The sequence below is a fragment of the Pseudophaeobacter sp. genome (assembly GCF_048267565.1).
Classification (GTDB): domain Bacteria; phylum Pseudomonadota; class Alphaproteobacteria; order Rhodobacterales; family Rhodobacteraceae; genus Pseudophaeobacter; species Pseudophaeobacter profundi.
Window position 1 is genome coordinate 186,535 of record NZ_JBLWXG010000006.1, and the last position, 16,935, is coordinate 203,469.

Genomic DNA, 16,935 nt, shown 5'->3' on the forward strand with positions numbered 1-16,935 from the left:
GGTGCCACGTCCAGGCCACAGGGTCAAACCGGGTCACGACTCCTCTGGCACTGCTCACATATAAATTGACCTTAGTCATTTAAATGTTGACCACAGTCATTAATGTCGAATAAATGACCGCAGTCAATTACTGGAGATACCGATGACCCGGATCTATATCTTGAATGGCCACCCTGCCGAAACCTCTCTCTCAAAGGAGCTGAGCCTCACCTATGCACGCAGCGCCAAAGCCAATGGGCATGAGGTCCGTATCAGCCATCTGCATGACCTGACCTTTGATATGGATTACGGCTTTGCCGGTTACGCCCAGACCAAACCCCTGGAACCCGACCTGGAAACCTTTGTCAGCCAGCTGCAATGGAGCGAGCATTTTGTCCTGACCACGCCAATGTGGTGGGGAGGAATGCCCGGAAAATTGAAAGGCTTGTTTGATCGCGCCCTACTGCCGGGAACCGCCTTTGATCCGCGCAACACCAAGATGGGCCTGCCAGCCCCCCTGCTGCAAGGACGCAGCGGCCGGGTCTTCATGACCTCGGACACCCCAAAATGGGCCATGTCGCTGATGTATAACAACGCCATGCTGCGGCAGACAGAACGTCAGATCCTTGGCTTTATCGGGCTAAAGCCGGTCAAGACCTCATTCTTTGCCCCGGCGTCGCAGCCAAAACCCAAGGCGGTCGCGGGCTGGCTGGCGCAGGCACAGAAACTGGCGGCAAAGGCCGCCTGATCCGGCACCTTCCTGCAGAATAGGGGCCGGGCCTTGCGCGATATTCCCACGCAGCCCGCCCCCCCAGTTCAGGCCCTACCCGCGCGACGTGTCTTTCAAACGAAACCGCTGGATCTTTCCGGTCTCGGTCTTTGGCAACTCTTTGGTAAAAACCACCGAGCGAGGATATTTGAAGGGGGCAATGCTGGCCTTGACGTGATCCTGCAACAGCTTGACCAGATGGCCCGAGGGCACCTCTCCGGTCGAAAGCACCACATGCGCCTCGACGATCTCTCCGCGGGCCTCATTCGGGACCCCGATCACCGCGCATTCCGCCACGGCCTCATGCGACAGCAGCGCCGCTTCGACCTCGGGGCCGGCAATATTATAGCCAGACGAGATGATCATATCGTCATTGCGGGCGGCAAAATGCAGATACCCGTCTTCATCCATGACAAAGCTGTCGCCCGTGACGTTCCAGCCGTCCTTAACATAGATCTCTTGCCGGTCGTCGGCGAGATAGCGACAACCGGTCGGACCCTTGACCGCCAGGCGGCCAACCTCGCCGCGCGGGGCCTCGTTGCCGTCAGCATCCAGCACCCGCACCTGATAGCCCGCCACCGGCTTGCCGGTGCAAGCCGGGCGGTGGTCGGAAAAGCGATTGGTGATAAAGATATGCAGCATCTCGGTGGCACCAATACCATCCAGCATCGGCTTGCCAGTCTTGGCAATCCAATCCTCATAAACCGGCGCTGGCAGGGTTTCTCCCGCCGAAACCGCCGCCCGCAGCGATGACAGATCCGCCCCCTCCTCCATCGCCTGCAGCATCACGCGATAGGCCGTCGGTGCAGTAAAGCAAACCGTTGCGCGATATTTCTCGATGATTTCAATCAAGCTGGGCGGTGAGGCATTTTCCAACAGCGTCGCCGCCGCGCCAAAGCGCAGAGGAAAGATCGCCAACCCGCCCAGACCAAAGGTAAAGGCCAGCGGCGGCGAGCCGACAAAGATATCTTCCGGCTGCACATCCAGCACTTCGCGGGCATAGCCATCGGCAATGATCAACAGATCGCGATGAAAATGCATCGTCGCCTTCGGCGATCCCGTGGTCCCCGAGGTAAAGCCCAGCAACGCCACATCATCCCGCCCGGTTTCAACCGCATGATAGTGAACCGGTTTTTCCAGCGCCAGCCGGTCCAGCTCGGCATCATGATTGGATGTCCCGTCAAAACCGACAACCGATTTCAGATAGGTCGACTCTTTGGCGCAGGTGACCAGTTCGTCCATCAGCCTGGTATCGCAGAGCGCATGGCTGATCTCTGCCTTGTCGACAATCTGTCCCAGCTCTCCGGCGCGCAGCATAGGCATGGTATTTACCACCACCGCGCCCACCTTGGTCGCCGCCAGCCAACAGGCCACCATGGCCGGGTTATTGGCCGAACGGATCAACACCCGATTGCCCGGCTTCACGCCAAGATCCTCCACAAGCACATGGGCCAGCCGATTGGTCCAATCGCTCAGCTCCTTGTAGGTGCGGCGACGGCCATTGCCGATCAGGGCGGTGCGATCACCAAACCCCTTCTCGACCATGGCATCGGTCAGCTCGACGCCAACATTGATCCGCTCGGGATAGTCAAACCCCTCCAGCAGGAACTCCGGCCACTGCGCCTCGGGGGGCAGGTTGTCACGGGTAAAGGTATCAGCATGGGCACTTGCGCTCAACATCTCACTTGCCCCCCTGATAGGCACCTAGGGTTTGCCGGGCAATCACCACCCGTTGCACATCCGATGCCCCCTCATAAATGCGCAACGCCCTGATATCACGATATAACTCTTCGACCTTTTGACCATGACGCACGCCATCACCCCCATGCAACTGCACCGCTTTGTCGATGACCTGCTGCGCCTGATCAGTGGAAAACAGCTTGGCCATGGCAGCCTCGCGGGTGACGCGCGCTGCACCGCTGTCCTTCGCCCAGGCCGCGCGGTACACCAGCAGCGCCGCCGCATCCACATCCAGCGCCATATCCGCGATATGGCCCTGCACCATCTGCAATTCAAACAGCGCCGCCCCCTGAACCTGCCGGGATGACACCCGCTCCAAGGCCTCATCCAGGGCGCGCCGGGCAAACCCCAACGCCGCCGCAGCGACAGTCGACCGGAACACATCCAACACCGACATGGCGATCTTGAATCCCCCCCCCGGCTGCCCCAGAAGGGCGGATGTGGGAATGCGACAGTCGGTAAATCGCAGAGTGGCCAAGGGATGCGGCGCAATGACCTGCTGCCGTTCAACCACCTCAAACCCAGGCAGACCCGCCGGTACAACAAAGGCCGACAGCCCCTTGGCACCCGGTGCCTCTCCGGTGCGGGCGAACAGAGTGTAGACATCGGCGATGCCACCATTGGAGATCCAGGTCTTTTCCCCATTCAGCACATAGTCATCGCCATCCAAATGCGCCGTCATCGTGGAATTTGCCACATCGGATCCAGACTGCGGCTCGGTCAGGGCAAAGGCCGAAATCGCCTTGCCACTGCGGGTCAGCGGCAACCATTCCGCCTGCTGTGCCGCCGACCCAAAGAGAGAAATGGCCCCGGTTCCCAGCCCCTGCATCGCAAAGGCAAAATCGGCCAGCCCGTCATGGCGCGCCAGGGTTTCACGGATCAGGCAGAGGCTACGCACATCCAGGCTCTCGCCCGTCATTGCGCCGCTGTGCTGCGCCCAGCCGCCCGCACCCAAAGCAGCAACCAGACTGCGGCAGGCCTCATCGACATCACTGTGATCAATGCCGCTCAGGTGCTGCTCGGCCCAAAGGTCCAACTCATGCGCCAGCGCCCGATGCCGGTCCTCAAAGAATGGCCAGCTCAAATATGTACGGTCTGCCATCTGTCACCCCTTCTCTTCATCTTCCCAAAAATACCTCCGCCGGAGGCATCCAACCGCTGCACCACGTGCTGCGGCTTGCGGATCAATCGCCCTCAAAAACCGGTTTTTCCTTGTTTACAAAGGCATGATAGGCACGTTCGAAATCTGCCGTCTGCATGCAGATCGCCTGCGCCTGGGCTTCGGCCTCGATGGCCTGCTCGATCGACATCGACCATTCCTGCGCCAGCATGGTCTTGGTCATCATATTGCCAAAGTTCGGCCCGGCCGCGATCCGCGCTGCCAGGGCCGCAGCCTCGGCGTTTAGATCTTCGCCCGGCACCAGCTTGTTATGAAACCCCCAGGCAGCGCCCTCTTCAGCGCTCATGGATCGGCCGGTATACAGCAGCTCCGCTGCGCGGCCCTGACCGATAATCCGCGGCAGGATCGCACAGGCCCCCATGTCGCAGCCAGCCAACCCCACGCGGGTGAACAAAAACGCGGTCTTTGCCTCTGGCGTCGCGATCCGCAAATCAGACGCCATGGCAATAATGGCACCAGCCCCGACGCAGATGCCATCAATCGCCGCAATGACCGGCTTGCCGCAGTTGACAATCGCCTTGACCAGATCCCCGGTCATCCGGGTGAAGGCCAGCAACTCTTTCATGCTCATCTTGGTTAGAGGGCCAATGATTTCATGCACATCCCCCCCCGAGCTGAAGTTGCCACCGTTGGACGCAAAGACCACGGCCTTGACCGCGTCATTGTAGTGCAGATCGCGGAACCAGTCGCGCAGCTCAGCATAGCTGTCAAAGGTCAGCGGGTTCTTGCGCTCTGGCCGATCCAGAGACACCGTGGCGATGCCCTCTTCAATCTTGCAAAGAAAATGCTGTGTATCCACCTGGGTCATTGCGTTTCATCCTTGTTTTCCAACCGCCGGGCCACTGCATCCAGCGCCTCGGCCATGCCCTGTGCCGCCTCAGGCGCCACATCGGCAAAAATTCCATCAATCCACTGCTCATGCGCGGCTGCCTGGCGGGCAAATTCCGCCTCCCCCTCCGGGGTCAGGCGCACCCGGCTGGCGCGCCGGTCTCCGGGCACTTTTTCACGCAGCACATGGCCATCCTCTACCAGACGCTCAACAATGCCGGTCACATTGCCATTGGACACCTTCAGCACGCTGGACAGTTCGCTCATCTTCAGCCCGGTGACATGCTGGCTCAGCGCCGCCATCACGTCAAAGCGCGGCAGCGTGGTAGCAAACCCCTGCCGCAGGTTTTCGCGCAGTTCGGTTTCCACACTGCGCGTCGCCTTAAGCACCCGAAGCCACAGCCGCAGCCGGTCTTTTGCAATATCCGTCTCGCTCAAATCTCACCTCCTGAAATCGGCAGCGCCGCCCCATTCACCGAAGAGGCGCCAACGCTTGCCAGCCACAATGCGGCCTCGGCCACTTCACCCGGTTGGATAAAACGATCCTGTGGGTTGCCGCGGCGCAGTGATTTTGCGGCTTGTTCCGGTGACATGCCAGTGGTTTTCACGATGGTCTCAAGCGAGTTCTGGAGCAAGGGTGTCTCGATAAAGCCCGGACACAGCGCATTTGCCGTCACCCCCGTCTTGGCCAGCTCAATCGCCAGGGCGCGGGTCAGGCCCAGCACCCCATGTTTGGCCGCACAGTAGCCTGACACATAGGGATAGCCCTTTAGCCCGGCTGTTGAAGCAATGGCGATCAACCGCCCCCAGCCTGCCTGCTTCATCATCGGCAGACAGGCCTGCCACAGATTGAACACCCCCAACAGATTGACCCCAAGCGCACCGGTGAAATCTTCCGGTGTCATACGCTCAAACGGTTTTGACGGCGCGGCCCCCGCATTGGCCAGGGCAATATCAACCCCGCCCTGCTCGGCTGTGGCCGCCTTGATCGCCTGATCAAGACTGTCCCTCACCGTCACATCGCAGGACAGCGGCAGGGCGCCGGTTTCTGCTGCCACATCCTGCAGGGCCTCTGCGCGCCGCCCAAGGATGGTAACGCGGGCCTCTTGCGCGGCGAACTGGCGCGCAAGTTCCGCCCCCAGCCCCGATCCACCACCAGTGATAACAACATGTTTGCCAGCAAAGCTCATGCGCGGATAACCTCTGCTTCGCGGTCAGCCAGTCGCCAGGCCTGATCGCGGCCGGCAAGATAGGGCAGCGGCCATGTGCCCGCCCGATCCCCTAGTTTGCTGGCCTCATGCAGGGTCCAATAGGGGTCCGCCAGATGCGGACGCCCGACACAGACCAAATCGGCCCGCCCCGCCATCAGAATGGAATTGGCGTGATCGGCCTCGTAGATATTGCCCACCGCCATGGTGGCCAGGCCCGCCTCGTTGCGGATCCGGTCGGAAAACGGTGTCTGGAACATGCGGCCATAGACCGGCTGACCTTCAACCGAGGTCTGCCCGGCAGAGACATCGACAATATCAACCCCCGCTTCAGAGAAGGCGCGCGCGATATCGACCGCCTCTTCCGGGGTGACCCCATCCGCCCCCAGCCAATCCGTGGCAGAGATGCGCACCGACATCGGCTTGTCCGTCGGCCAGACCGCGCGCATGGCAGAAAAGACCTCTAGCGGGTAGCGCATCCGGTTTTCCAGCGACCCGCCGTACTCATCCTGCCGAATGTTGGATTTGGGAGAAATGAACGATGAAATCAGGTAGCCGTGCGCCGCATGAAGTTCGATCATGTCAAATCCACAACGCGCTGCCATCTCGGCGGCGGCGGTAAATTCGCCTTTGACCTGGTCCATTTCAGCGCGGTTGATCGCACGCGGGGTGGTGTTTTGATCCGACCATGGCAACGCCGAGGCAGAGACCAGATCCCAGTTGCCGCTCTGCAGTGGCGCATCCATGGTTTCCCAGCCAACCTGTGTTGACCCCTTGCGCCCGGAATGGCCGATCTGGCAACAGATCTTGGCATCGGTTTCCTGATGAACAAAATCTACCAGACGCGTCCAGGCCGCTTCATGTTCGGGCGCATAAAGACCCGGACAGCCTGGCGTGATCCGCCCCTCGGGGCTGACGCAGGTCATTTCGGTGTAAACCAGTCCGGCGCCCCCCTTGGCGCGTTCACCATAATGGATCAGGTGCCAATCGGTGGGGCAGCCATCTACCGCCTTGTACTGCGCCATCGGCGAGACCACGATGCGGTTTTTCAGATGCATATCGCGCAGCTGGTAGGGGGCGAACATCGGCGCACGCACTGGGGCATCCGCAGGCACACCAGCCTTGTGTTGAAACCACTTTTCCGCCGATTCCAGCCAGTTCGGGTCACGCAGGCGCAGGTTTTCATGGGAAATACGCTGGCTGCGCGTCAGCAGGGAATAGTTGAACTGGACCGGATCCATATCCAGGTAGCGTTCCACATCCTCGAACCATTCCAACGAATTGCGCGCCGCCGATTGCAGCCGCAATACATCCAGGCGCCGCTCTTCCTGGTAACGCTCAAAGGCGCGCTCCAGGCTGTCCTCGCAGCTCAGCAGCTCTGCCAGCGCAATGGCGCTATCAAAGGCAAGCCGCGTACCAGAGCCAATCGAGAAATGCGCGGTCGCAGAGGCATCCCCCAACAGCACCACGTTTTCATGGTGCCACTTATCGCAGAGCACCCGCGGGAAGTTGATCCAAACCGCAGACCCACGCAAATGATCCGCATTGGAAATCAGGTTGTGGCCGCCCAGATGATCGGCAAAGATTTCCTCGCAGGTGCGGATAATCTCTTCCTTGGACATATCCTCAAAGCCCCAGCGATCCCAGGTCTCGCCCGAACATTCGACAATCACCGTCGCGGTATTGTCGTCAAATTGATAGGCATGGATCCAGACCCAGCCATGTTTGGTCTTTTCAAAGACAAAGGTGAAGGCATCATCAAATTTCTGATGCGTTCCCAGCCAGATAAACTTGCAGGGGCGCACATCAACATTGGGTTTGAAGTGATCGGCAAACTCGTTCCGCACCGCCGAGTTCAGCCCATCGCACCCCACCACCACGTCATAGTCTTTCTGATAGTCTGAGGCGGGTTTCGCACGGGATTCAAAGCGCAGGTCAACGCCAAGCGCCAGGGCGCGCTCTTGCAGGATCAAAAGCATCTTTTTACGGCCGATCCCGGCAAAGCCATGCCCCTGAGAGACCGTGCGGACGCCTTCTTGCACCACGGCAATGTCATCCCAATAGGCAAAATTCTCTTTGATTGACTGGGCGCTGGCAGGGTCATTCTTGCTCAGGTTCTCTAGCGCGTCATCAGACAGAACCACGCCCCAGCCAAAGGTGTCGTCGGCCTTGTTCTGCTCGAACACCGTGACCTCGGCCTCGGGCTGCCGCAACTTCAACGAGATTGCAAAATAGAGCCCGGCTGGCCCGCCTCCTAAACATGCGACTTTCATGACCCATTCTCCCTGGAAGTAGATTATGTAGTCAGGATAGGTTGGCGCGTTAAAACTTCAAGCTTAAAGTTTCAGGCTTGAAGTTAATTCGATGATCAGGCCCGCAAGGCGCCCCAGCCAAAATTTGCCCGCGCGGCGTGGCAGCCCAAGCCCCCCGGGTAAAACGGCTGTTTGAAATATCCACAGCCCCCTATGGGTATTTTCATTTTAACTATCTTTAACAATATTTTAAGAGACACTCTTAAGTGCAAAATCTGGCAGGGAAATGGAATAACCCATAATCATCACCGCGGCATGAAGCATAAAATACAGCAAATTTCGGGCAGCACCCAGGTTTTTACCCCCCTTGCTCACCGCAAGCTTCGACCAGAGAAGCCAAGATCACCAGAAAAGTTGAGAAATGGTAATTTTTTGCCACTTTTTTGCGCAAAGCGCGCAGATACCTACGACAAAAGACAACCCCGCCACCCAGGAAATCAGACGAAAAGCGTGAATAGGCGACAATAAAACCGGATAATACCCCCCCGCGCGCCGCAGAAAACTGACGCCAGACCAGGCGGGCGACGCAGAATTACCTCGGGGCGATGAGCCTGGGGCGCAGGTCAGATTTCGCGCAGGTAGCGCATAACCGCCTCGCGAACCGATTGGTCGCCACGATGACGTGAGGCAAAGATGACGCGCCGCAGATCAGCCAGGTTAACTCTCATTAACAAAGACTTAACTGGCCCAATTGAAGCAGGCCGCATTGACAGCGTATGCATCCCCATTGCCGCGAGGCAGACTGCCTCGATGGGGCGGCCGGCATCCTCACCACAGAAACTCAGTGGGGTACCCGAGATGGCGCAGCGCTCAACAATCTGCTCTATCAGGCTCAGGAAGCTCACATTCAGGCTATCATACCGCTTGCGCACACGCTCATTCTCGCGGTCGGCTGCAAAGAAAAACTGCTTCAGATCATTGCCGCCCACCGAGACGAAACCAACATCGTCAAAGAACTTTTGCGGGGCAAAGGCCAAAGATGGGGTTTCCAGCATTGCGCCGATCTCAAGGCTCTCTGGCAGGGCATGGCCAAGAATGCGCTCGCGCTCCAGTGTTTTGGTCACCTCATCGCGCGCCGCGCGGTATTCTTCGGCCTGGGCAACAAAGGGAAACATCACTGTCAAAGGCCGCCCATCTGCGGCCCGCATCAAGGCCTGCAACTGCATCCGCATGATGCCAGGCTTGTCCAGCCCCACCCGGATCGCGCGCCACCCCAAAGCCGGGTTCGGCTCGTCGTTGGGCTTCATATAGGGCAGCACCTTGTCAGAGCCGATATCCAAGGTTCGAAAGACAACCCGCTTGCCATGCGCCGCATCCAGCACCCGTTTATACAGGGCCACCAGTTCCGAACGCCGGGGCATCTGGTTCCGTACCAGAAATTGCAGCTCGGTGCGGAACAGGCCAACACCCTCGGCCCCCGAATTTTCCAGCGACGGCAGATCCGCCATCAGCCCTGCGTTCATCACCAGGTTGATCTTCTGACCATCCAGAGTTATCGCCGGTTTGTCGCGGATCGAAGCATAGCGTTGCTGTGCCTGGGCCAACATGGCGATCTTGTCACGAAAAGCCCCGACCACGGTATCGTCGGGGCGCAGGTGCACCACGCCCTGCTCGCCATCCACCATGATATGATCGCCGTTCAAGGCCTCGGTGCTGATCCGTTTGGCATTGACCACCAGTGGAATAGCCAACGCCCGTGCCACGATCGCCGCATGCGATCCAACCGAACCTTCCTCAAGCACGATGCCCTTGAGGTTGCGGCCATATTCCAGCAGTTCCGCCGGGCCAATGTTGCGCGCCACAAGAATCGGATCTTCTGGCAGATCAGCCCCGGTTTCGGCCCCCTGCCCGGTCAGAATGCGCAGCAACCGGTTGGACAGATCGTCCAGATCGCTCAGCCGTTCTCGCAGGTAGGCATCCTGCGCCTGCGACAGCCTGGCGCGGGCCTGGGATTGTTCCTTTTCCACCGCCGCCTCGGCGCTGAGCCCGCGTGCGATATCTTCCTCCATCCGCCGCATCCAGCCCTTGGAATTGGCGAACATGCGATAGGCCTCAAGGACTTCCAGCTGTTCCTTATCGCCGTTTTGCGAGATCTCCAGCATCTTGTCGACGCCCATGCGCAGGTGTTCCACTGCCTCGCACAGCCGCACCTGCTCGCGCTCGGGGTCGTCGGCGAATGGGTTGGTGACCAGCACACGTGGTTCATGCAGCCAGACATGACCCTCTGCGGCGCCTTCCTGCGCGGCAGTACCGGACAACAGAACTGCCTGCTGGTGCAGCGGCGACAACGCCGCCCCCTCGCCGACAAAGGCCCCAAGCTCTGTCATCTCGGCGATGACCATGGCCACCACCTCTAGCGCATAGACCGCATCTGACGAAAATTCACGGGCATCATTCGACTGTACCACAAGCACGCCAAGCATTTCGCCAAGCCGTTGGATCGGCACACCAAGAAAGGAAGAAAACCGCTCTTCTCCGGTTTCCGGCATATAGCGGAACCCCTTGGCGTTGGGGGCATCTGGCGTGTTGATCACCTTGCCAAATTTGGCAACCCGGCCCACCAGACCTTCGCCAATGCGCATCCGGGTCTGGTGTACGGATTCGACATTCAGACCTTCACTTGCGCAGAGCTCAAGCGTGTCATCATCGCGAAACAGATAGACCGAGCACACCTGGGTGCCGATGCTGTCGGCAATCAGATGGGTGATCTTGTCCAAACGGGCCTGGCCAGGGTTGTCCCCGGCCATAGCCTCGCGCAAGCGGCCAAGCAGCTTGCGACTTTCAGATTCAGTACTTTCGACCATGGGCCCTGTTCACATTTTTTTGTGGCAGGCAGCCCCGTGATCAGGCTGCCTTGTCCAATTCAAAAGCATCATGCAGTGCTTGGACTGCAAGTTCCATGTATTTCCGATCAATAAGAACGGAAATCTTGATCTCAGAGGTTGTAATAACCTTGATATTGATCCCCTCATCAGAGAGTACCTTGAACATTTTGGCCGCAACACCTGACTGCGAACGCATGCCAATACCCACAACAGAAACCTTGGCGACATCCTCATCGGCCACCAGTTCGGCGTAGTTCAGCTCACCCTGTTCCTTGATCCTCATCAGCGCCTGATCGGCACGGCCCACCTGATCGGTTGGGCAGGAAAAGGTCATATCCGTGCGGCCATCTTCCGAGATGTTCTGCACGATCATGTCGACGTTGACGCCCCCATCAGAGAGCGCATTGAAAATGGTCGCGGCGATGCCTGGACGGTCAGCAACCGACATCAGCGTCACCTTGGCTTCGTCGCGGGAATAGGCCACACCGGCCACAACATTGGATTCCATGATTTCCTCCTCATCGCAGACCAGCGTACCCGCCGCGTCGGATTGTTCTTCAAAACTAGAGAGAACGCGCAGTTTCACCTTGTAGCGCATCGCCAGCTCTACCGAGCGGGTCTGCAGCACCTTGGCCCCCAGCGAGGCCAATTCCAGCATTTCTTCAAATGAGATCTTGTCGAGCTTGCGCGCCTTGCCACAGATCCGCGGGTCGGTGGTATAGACCCCATCCACATCCGTGTAGATATCGCAGCGCTCGGCCTCGAACGCGGCGGCAAAGGCCACGGCGGTGGTGTCAGACCCGCCTCGGCCCAGGGTGGTGATGCGCCCCTCGGGGCTGATCCCCTGAAAGCCTGCCACCACAGCAACACGCATGCCTTCGCCAAACTTGGCGTTGATGTTTTCCGGCGGGATCTCTTCGATCCGGGCCTGGCTGTGGGCGCTGGTGGTTTTCAACGGCACCTGCCAGCCCTGCCAGCTGCGGGCGGGAATATCCATTTCCTGCAGGGTCAGCGCCATCAATCCGGCTGTGACATTTTCCCCGGATGACACCACGGCATCATATTCGCGGGCGTCAAACAGCGGCGAGGTCTCATTGACCCAGCCAACCATTTCATTGGTCTTGCCAGACATGGCAGAGACGATGACAATGACGTCATAGCCCTTTGCCACTTCGACGCCGACACGTTTGGCCGCGCGTTTAATCCGGTCGAGGTTGGCAACCGAGGTGCCGCCAAATTTCATTACTAGAACGGGCATGGGCAAAAGTCTCCGTGCGCTCGCTGTTTCCGATCAATGCCTCATAGGGGCTTGTGGTTTCAAGGGCAAGGCTATGGATTGTAGCGGTACAAGCGCGCAATGACCCACTGCGGCGCCTAGGCGCGCCAAAACCGCACTGTAAGAATAGCATAAACCGCCATCAGCTCTAGCCGACCAATCAGCATGGCGCTGCTGAGGATCCATTTTGCCGCATCGTTCAGCGAGGCGAAATTGCCCGCCGGACCGATGGTATCCCCCAGGCCAGGCCCCACATTCGCCACCGCCGTGGCGGCACCGGAAATCGCGGTGATGAAATCCAGCCCAGTCAGCGCCAGCGCCCAGGCCACAATCCCCATTGTCACCACAAAGAACATGAAAAAGGAAATCACCGAGCTCAGCACATCTGGCCCGACAGTGCGGCCCTGAAACCGCAGGGCAAAAACCCCATGCGGCGATCTGATACGCTGGATCTGCACCCGGATAGAGGCAAAGAGCAGCTGATAGCGAAAGATCTTGACCGAACAGGCGGTAGAGCCCGCACAGCCGCCGATCAGCCCGACAAAGAAGAACACCATGATCAGAAAGCTGCCCCATTTCATATAGTCGACACTGGCATAGCCGGTGCCGGATATGATGGAGGTGATGTTGAACAGCGCTTCACGCACCGCCTGCTCGGGGTGATGCGGAAATATGCTGACCAGGACGGCGGCGGTTACCACGACCAGGATAGCAATCGTGCCAAGGAATGCCCGCACCTGACTGTCACTAACCAGCGGGTTCGCCTGGCCATTGATCATCTGTACATAGCGCACGAAAGGCAACGCCGCGAGGATCATGAAAACAGAGGCTGCATATTCCGGCGGGCCGGAAAAGGCGCCGAATGATGCATCATAATTGGAAAACCCACCGGTCGACATCGTGGTCATCGCGTGAACCAGCGCATCAAAAGAGCCCATGCCCAGCGCCATATAGACCACCATGCAGGTCACAGTGAGGCCCAGGTAGATCAGTGCGATCTGCTTTGCAATCGCCTGCGCCCGAGGCAGGATCTTACCCATTGTATCAAAGGCTTCAGACTTGAAGATCTGCATCCCCCCGACGCGCAGCTCCGGCAGAAAGACCATGGCGACCACAATAATGCCGATGCCCCCCAGCCATTGCAGGATACCACGCCACAGCAACAGCCCCTTGGGCAGATCATCCAGACCGGAAATCACCGTTGACCCGGTTGTGGTCAAACCGGACATGGCTTCAAAAAACGCATCGGTAAAGCTGAGCTCGGTCGCCCCAAGGATAAGGGGTAGCGCACCAAATATCGGCAGGGCAACCCAGACCAGGGTAGTCAGCAAGAAGGTCTGCTGAATGGACAGCCCTTTTTGTGTGGCGCTGCCACAGCTGAGCGCGATCAGCGCGCCCCCCAGCATGGTAATGATGCCGCTTTCCAAAAACACAGGCCAGTGGCCCCGCCCCTCCAGAAGATCGGCAACAAACGGGAACACCATCATGCCCCCCAAGATCACAACCAGAAGGCCGATCACATATCCAACGGGTCGAATATCCAACATAAGAGGGAGCGTTGGCCCGCCACGGCGAAACTGTCAAGGCACAGGCGGCGCATCCACTGTGTCACGTGCAGCCGGGCAACGCTGCAAAGCAGATGCCATCACCCGCCCAAACAGGGCCGCACAGCGGTTAAAAGCGCCAATAATAGGCCTTTCAGGTCCGGCACCTGTAAATTCCTGTACAGGATCAGCCCTGATGGATCAGGGTTGAAAACAGTTTCGGATCCAGGCTCTGCTGCGCAAACAGCGCCCCTTGGGTCAAGATGCTGATCGCGTCGTGGCTGTGCAGGCTTTCCTGATGGCTGGCAACGACCCGGAAATCACCAATGCGCGAATCTCCTTGCAGGGCCTCGCAGAACAGCCGGGCGGCATCCTCGACAAAGATCGGATTGGCGGCGTTCAGCTCGGCAAAGGCCTGCTCATCCTCTCGTTTGACCATGACCTGAGTCTCTGTTGGTACCGCCTGGCGACAATGGCCAATCAGGTCCTCGAACCACAGGCATCCGCCTGTGGGATTCAGCGCCACCGAAACCCGCGCCACAGAACGTTGCGAATGCGGCGTTGCCAACTGGCCGCGCGCCTGTCGGGCATGTTCGCTCAGCTCCAGCGAACAGGGGCAGGTCGAGGAATAAACATAGTCCAGATGCATGATTTTGTGGCGCTGCCCCCCAGTCTGCACCAGTTCCAGCGCGATGTCGTAATACTGATAACCGGACAGACCAGAACGCAGGCTTTCAATCCGCATCGGAAAGGAAAACCGCATTTGCAGCCGCGCATCCATACTGTCCAGATCCGTAAGGTAATCGCTCAGCGTGGCCTCCATCACCTCAAAGCTAAAGGTTTTTTCGGCGTGTTTGTAAAAGGATCGCATGATCCGGGACATGTTGATGCCCTTTTTTCCGGCCTCAAGGCTGACAGATCCGGTTATGCTGGTTTCCAATGTATGATCGTTCCCATCACGACTGTGGAACCGGATCGGCAGGCGGAAATTGGAAATGCCGACATGCTGGATCTGCTCTTTCGCGCCACGGATCAGGCTGGCAGGGCCATTTTGCAGATCGGGCAGGGTCGCGCGATAGGCCTCGTCCGATTTGAAATCCTGTGGGTAGCTGCGTGCCAGATCGGGATAATTGCTGACCGCACGCCCCGGCAAAAGCCGCGCCAGGGCCGGATCCAATTGTGCCAGCTCGGTCGGCGTGACTGTTTTAGCCCACTTGCGCAGCAGCGCCAAGGCGGCCTCGGCCTCTTGCTGATCCGGGACATCAGGCAGATCACGGTTGAGGATATTCATTGCACACAGCTCTCCGATTTGGCCACGCAATGCCCGCAGCCACCTAATCTATTTATACCTTTACGTGGCAAACTTCAAAATGGATCACGCAAATACGGCAGGTTCACCCCCGGTTCTGACGCCTTGGGTGAAAACAGGCTCACCAAGCGGCGCCCCCTCTCGCGTGAAAAGAGGGCGCCAAAGATGGCTGTAACCTAGCCCTGCGACGCTACCAGCGCCTGGGTCAGATCCGCGATCAGATCGCCCGCATCCTCCAGTCCGACAGAGAAACGCACCAGGCCCGAGGTGATACCCAGCTCAGTCTTTTGTGCATCGGGCAGCCGCTGGTGGGTGGTGGTGGCCGGATGGGTGGCGATGGATTTTGCATCGCCCAGGTTGTTTGAAATCACCGGGATAGTCATCGCGTTGAGGAACCGAAAGGCCGCTTCCTTGCCGCCCTTCAGATCCAGCGCCAACACCGTGCCGCCATTGCCCTGCAGCTGGCTTTGCACCAGATCATGCTGCGCATGGGTCGCAAGACCTGGATAGATCATCCGCTCCAGTGCCGGATGACCAGTCAGCTCGGTTGCGATCTTCAGCGCAGTTTCAACCTGTGCCCTGACCCGCAGGTCAATGGTTTCCAACCCCTTGAGCAATGTCCAGGCGTTGAACGGGCTGAGACTGCCACCGGTGTGTTTCATGTAGGGTTCAACCGTGCCGCGGATGAAATCACGCGTGCCCAGGATCACCCCGCCCAGCACCCTGCCCTGGCCGTCGATATGTTTGGTAGCCGAATAGACCACCACATCCGCACCCTGCGCAATGGCATCGGAAAACACCGGAGTCGAAAAGACATTATCCACCACCACGGTGGCGCCAACCGCATGCGCGATGCTGGCCACGGCAGTGATGTCGATCACCTCCAGGGTGGGGTTGGACATGCTTTCAAAGAACACCGCCTTGGTGTCTGGGCGCACCGCGGCGCGCCATTGCTCCAGATCGGTGCCATCGACAAATGTGACCTCGACCCCATAGCGCGACAAGATGCCTTCCAGGATATACAGACAGGAGCCAAACAGCGCCTTGGCAGAAACGACGTGATCGCCAGCCTTAAGCATCGAGGTCAGCGCCCCGTTGACCGCCGCCATACCAGAGGCGGTGGCAAAGGCATCCTCGGCCCCTTCCAACAGGGCGATACGCTCTTCGAACATGGCCACGGTCGGGTTGCCATAGCGCCCATAGATGAATTCATCCGGGCCAGTCTCGATAAAACGTGCTTCGGCCTGTTCGGCGCTATCGTAGACAAACCCCTGTGTCAGAAAGATCGCCTCGCTGACTTCGCCATACTGGCTGCGGCGCGTGCCCCCGTGCACCAGTTTGGTGCGGTTGTTCCAGCTCTCACTCATGTCATGTCCTCCTGCGCCTGTCGCGCAACAAAAAACCCCCGTCCGGCCAAGCGAAAGGGGGTCCTTCACGTCCTGACCTCTTTAGCGGATTATTTATAGTGGCCCGCAATCCGGTTACAAATCTACCACGCCCAAAAAATCATTCTCTGGAGAATTTAATTTTATCAATATCAGTAGCTTGCATGATTAATGAAAGCTCCTCATCACGATATCTCAACCCTGAGACTGGGCATTGGTATGCCTCGAAGGCATCCCAAAGTCCCCAAGACATACCCTAAAGCTACACAGCGAGAAGCTTTGCAGTCAGGAGAACTAAACGAATTTTTTGCTTTAAGGCAATAAACAGCATCAACGCAAGTCTGAAATCTTTCAAACACGTTCTTGCAACCTCATCAACACTGAATCCATAATTTCAAGAGTACCGCTTCACCCCAAAGCATGCGTAATTGGGCTGCCTCTGTTCTGAGGTCGAGCTCCCGATAAGATCACAGGATAGTTGTGAACAAGGGAGACAGATGATGGAATACTACGCTGGACTGGATGTGTCGCTGCGGTCATGTGCGCTTTGCATTGTGGATAGCAAAGGCGCGATCATTCT

12 protein-coding genes and 1 riboswitch are annotated in these 16,935 nt (G+C 58.4%); of the genes, 1 reads left to right on the top strand and 11 read right to left on the bottom strand.

The genetic code is table 11. The features are described 5' to 3' along the window. Nucleotides 1-142 precede the first annotated feature (142 nt). Nucleotides 143-727 carry an NAD(P)H-dependent oxidoreductase gene (locus ACN0VH_RS14830; protein WP_278924292.1) on the top strand — a complete coding sequence of 195 codons (585 nt, stop codon included), beginning with the start codon at nt 143-145 and terminating at the stop codon, nt 725-727. 75 nt (nt 728-802) lie between these two features. On the opposite strand, the gene ACN0VH_RS14835 is transcribed toward ACN0VH_RS14830, so the two are convergent. From ACN0VH_RS14835 to metZ, 11 genes are all read right to left on the bottom strand, one after another. After that, a complete protein-coding gene (locus ACN0VH_RS14835; protein ID WP_278924293.1) occupies nt 803-2,428 on the bottom strand; it encodes an AMP-binding protein in 1,626 nt (541 codons plus the stop codon). A 1-nt stretch (nt 2,429) separates the two neighbouring features. Next, nucleotides 2,430-3,590 carry an acyl-CoA dehydrogenase family protein gene (locus ACN0VH_RS14840; protein ID WP_417701020.1) on the bottom strand — a complete coding sequence of 387 codons (1,161 nt, stop codon included), beginning with the start codon at nt 3,588-3,590 and terminating at the stop codon, nt 2,430-2,432. Nucleotides 3,591-3,672: 82 nt separating this feature from the next. After that, nucleotides 3,673-4,476: an enoyl-CoA hydratase family protein gene (locus ACN0VH_RS14845; RefSeq protein ID WP_278924295.1), complete on the bottom strand. Its 804-nt coding sequence runs from the start codon at nt 4,474-4,476 to the stop codon at nt 3,673-3,675. Beyond that, on the bottom strand, nt 4,473-4,934 hold the full coding sequence (locus ACN0VH_RS14850; protein WP_278924296.1) for a MarR family winged helix-turn-helix transcriptional regulator: 462 nt from the start codon (nt 4,932-4,934) through the stop codon (nt 4,473-4,475). Before ACN0VH_RS14850 ends, ACN0VH_RS14845 begins: the two co-directional genes overlap by 4 nt. After that, nucleotides 4,931-5,686, bottom strand: a complete 756-nt coding sequence (locus ACN0VH_RS14855) for an SDR family NAD(P)-dependent oxidoreductase (protein WP_417701021.1) — start codon at nt 5,684-5,686, stop codon at nt 4,931-4,933. The genes ACN0VH_RS14850 and ACN0VH_RS14855 overlap by 4 nt, the downstream gene beginning before the upstream one ends. Continuing rightward, on the bottom strand, nt 5,683-7,977 hold the full coding sequence (locus ACN0VH_RS14860; protein ID WP_417701022.1) for a bifunctional salicylyl-CoA 5-hydroxylase/oxidoreductase: 2,295 nt from the start codon (nt 7,975-7,977) through the stop codon (nt 5,683-5,685). Before ACN0VH_RS14860 ends, ACN0VH_RS14855 begins: the two co-directional genes overlap by 4 nt. A 602-nt stretch (nt 7,978-8,579) precedes the next feature. Beyond that, nucleotides 8,580-10,820, bottom strand: a complete 2,241-nt coding sequence (gene ptsP, locus ACN0VH_RS14865; RefSeq protein ID WP_278924299.1) for a phosphoenolpyruvate--protein phosphotransferase — start codon at nt 10,818-10,820, stop codon at nt 8,580-8,582. 40 nt (nt 10,821-10,860) lie between these two features. After that, nucleotides 10,861-12,099 (bottom strand): aspartate kinase, encoded by a 1,239-nt coding sequence (locus ACN0VH_RS14870; RefSeq protein WP_278924300.1) that lies wholly within the window; start codon nt 12,097-12,099, stop codon nt 10,861-10,863. Nucleotides 12,100-12,215: 116 nt separating this feature from the next. Further along, nucleotides 12,216-13,664, bottom strand: coding sequence for a TrkH family potassium uptake protein (locus tag ACN0VH_RS14875; protein WP_278924301.1), 1,449 nt, complete (start codon nt 13,662-13,664; stop codon nt 12,216-12,218). A 184-nt stretch (nt 13,665-13,848) separates the two neighbouring features. After that, nucleotides 13,849-14,952, bottom strand: a complete 1,104-nt coding sequence (folE2, locus tag ACN0VH_RS14880; protein WP_417701023.1) for a GTP cyclohydrolase FolE2 — start codon at nt 14,950-14,952, stop codon at nt 13,849-13,851. Between the two features lie 194 nt (nt 14,953-15,146). Continuing rightward, a complete protein-coding gene (gene metZ / locus ACN0VH_RS14885; protein ID WP_278924303.1) occupies nt 15,147-16,337 on the bottom strand; it encodes an O-succinylhomoserine sulfhydrylase in 1,191 nt (396 codons plus the stop codon). Nucleotides 16,338-16,397: 60 nt separating this feature from the next. After that, nucleotides 16,398-16,476: riboswitch (SAM riboswitch) on the bottom strand. Between the last annotated feature and the right edge of the window lie 459 nt (nt 16,477-16,935).

Coding starts and splice junctions, on each gene's coding strand:
- ACN0VH_RS14830 (WP_278924292.1), top strand. CDS start 143: ATGACCCGGATCTATATCTTGAATGGCCACCCTGCCGAAACCTCTCTC.
- ACN0VH_RS14835 (WP_278924293.1), bottom strand. CDS start 2,428: ATGTTGAGCGCAAGTGCCCATGCTGATACCTTTACCCGTGACAACCTG.
- ACN0VH_RS14840 (WP_417701020.1), bottom strand. CDS start 3,590: ATGGCAGACCGTACATATTTGAGCTGGCCATTCTTTGAGGACCGGCAT.
- ACN0VH_RS14845 (WP_278924295.1), bottom strand. CDS start 4,476: ATGACCCAGGTGGATACACAGCATTTTCTTTGCAAGATTGAAGAGGGC.
- ACN0VH_RS14855 (WP_417701021.1), bottom strand. CDS start 5,686: ATGAGCTTTGCTGGCAAACATGTTGTTATCACTGGTGGTGGATCGGGG.
- ACN0VH_RS14860 (WP_417701022.1), bottom strand. CDS start 7,977: ATGAAAGTCGCATGTTTAGGAGGCGGGCCAGCCGGGCTCTATTTTGCA.
- ptsP (WP_278924299.1), bottom strand. CDS start 10,820: ATGGTCGAAAGTACTGAATCTGAAAGTCGCAAGCTGCTTGGCCGCTTG.
- ACN0VH_RS14870 (WP_278924300.1), bottom strand. CDS start 12,099: ATGCCCGTTCTAGTAATGAAATTTGGCGGCACCTCGGTTGCCAACCTC.
- ACN0VH_RS14875 (WP_278924301.1), bottom strand. CDS start 13,664: ATGTTGGATATTCGACCCGTTGGATATGTGATCGGCCTTCTGGTTGTG.
- folE2 (WP_417701023.1), bottom strand. CDS start 14,952: ATGAATATCCTCAACCGTGATCTGCCTGATGTCCCGGATCAGCAAGAG.
- metZ (WP_278924303.1), bottom strand. CDS start 16,337: ATGAGTGAGAGCTGGAACAACCGCACCAAACTGGTGCACGGGGGCACG.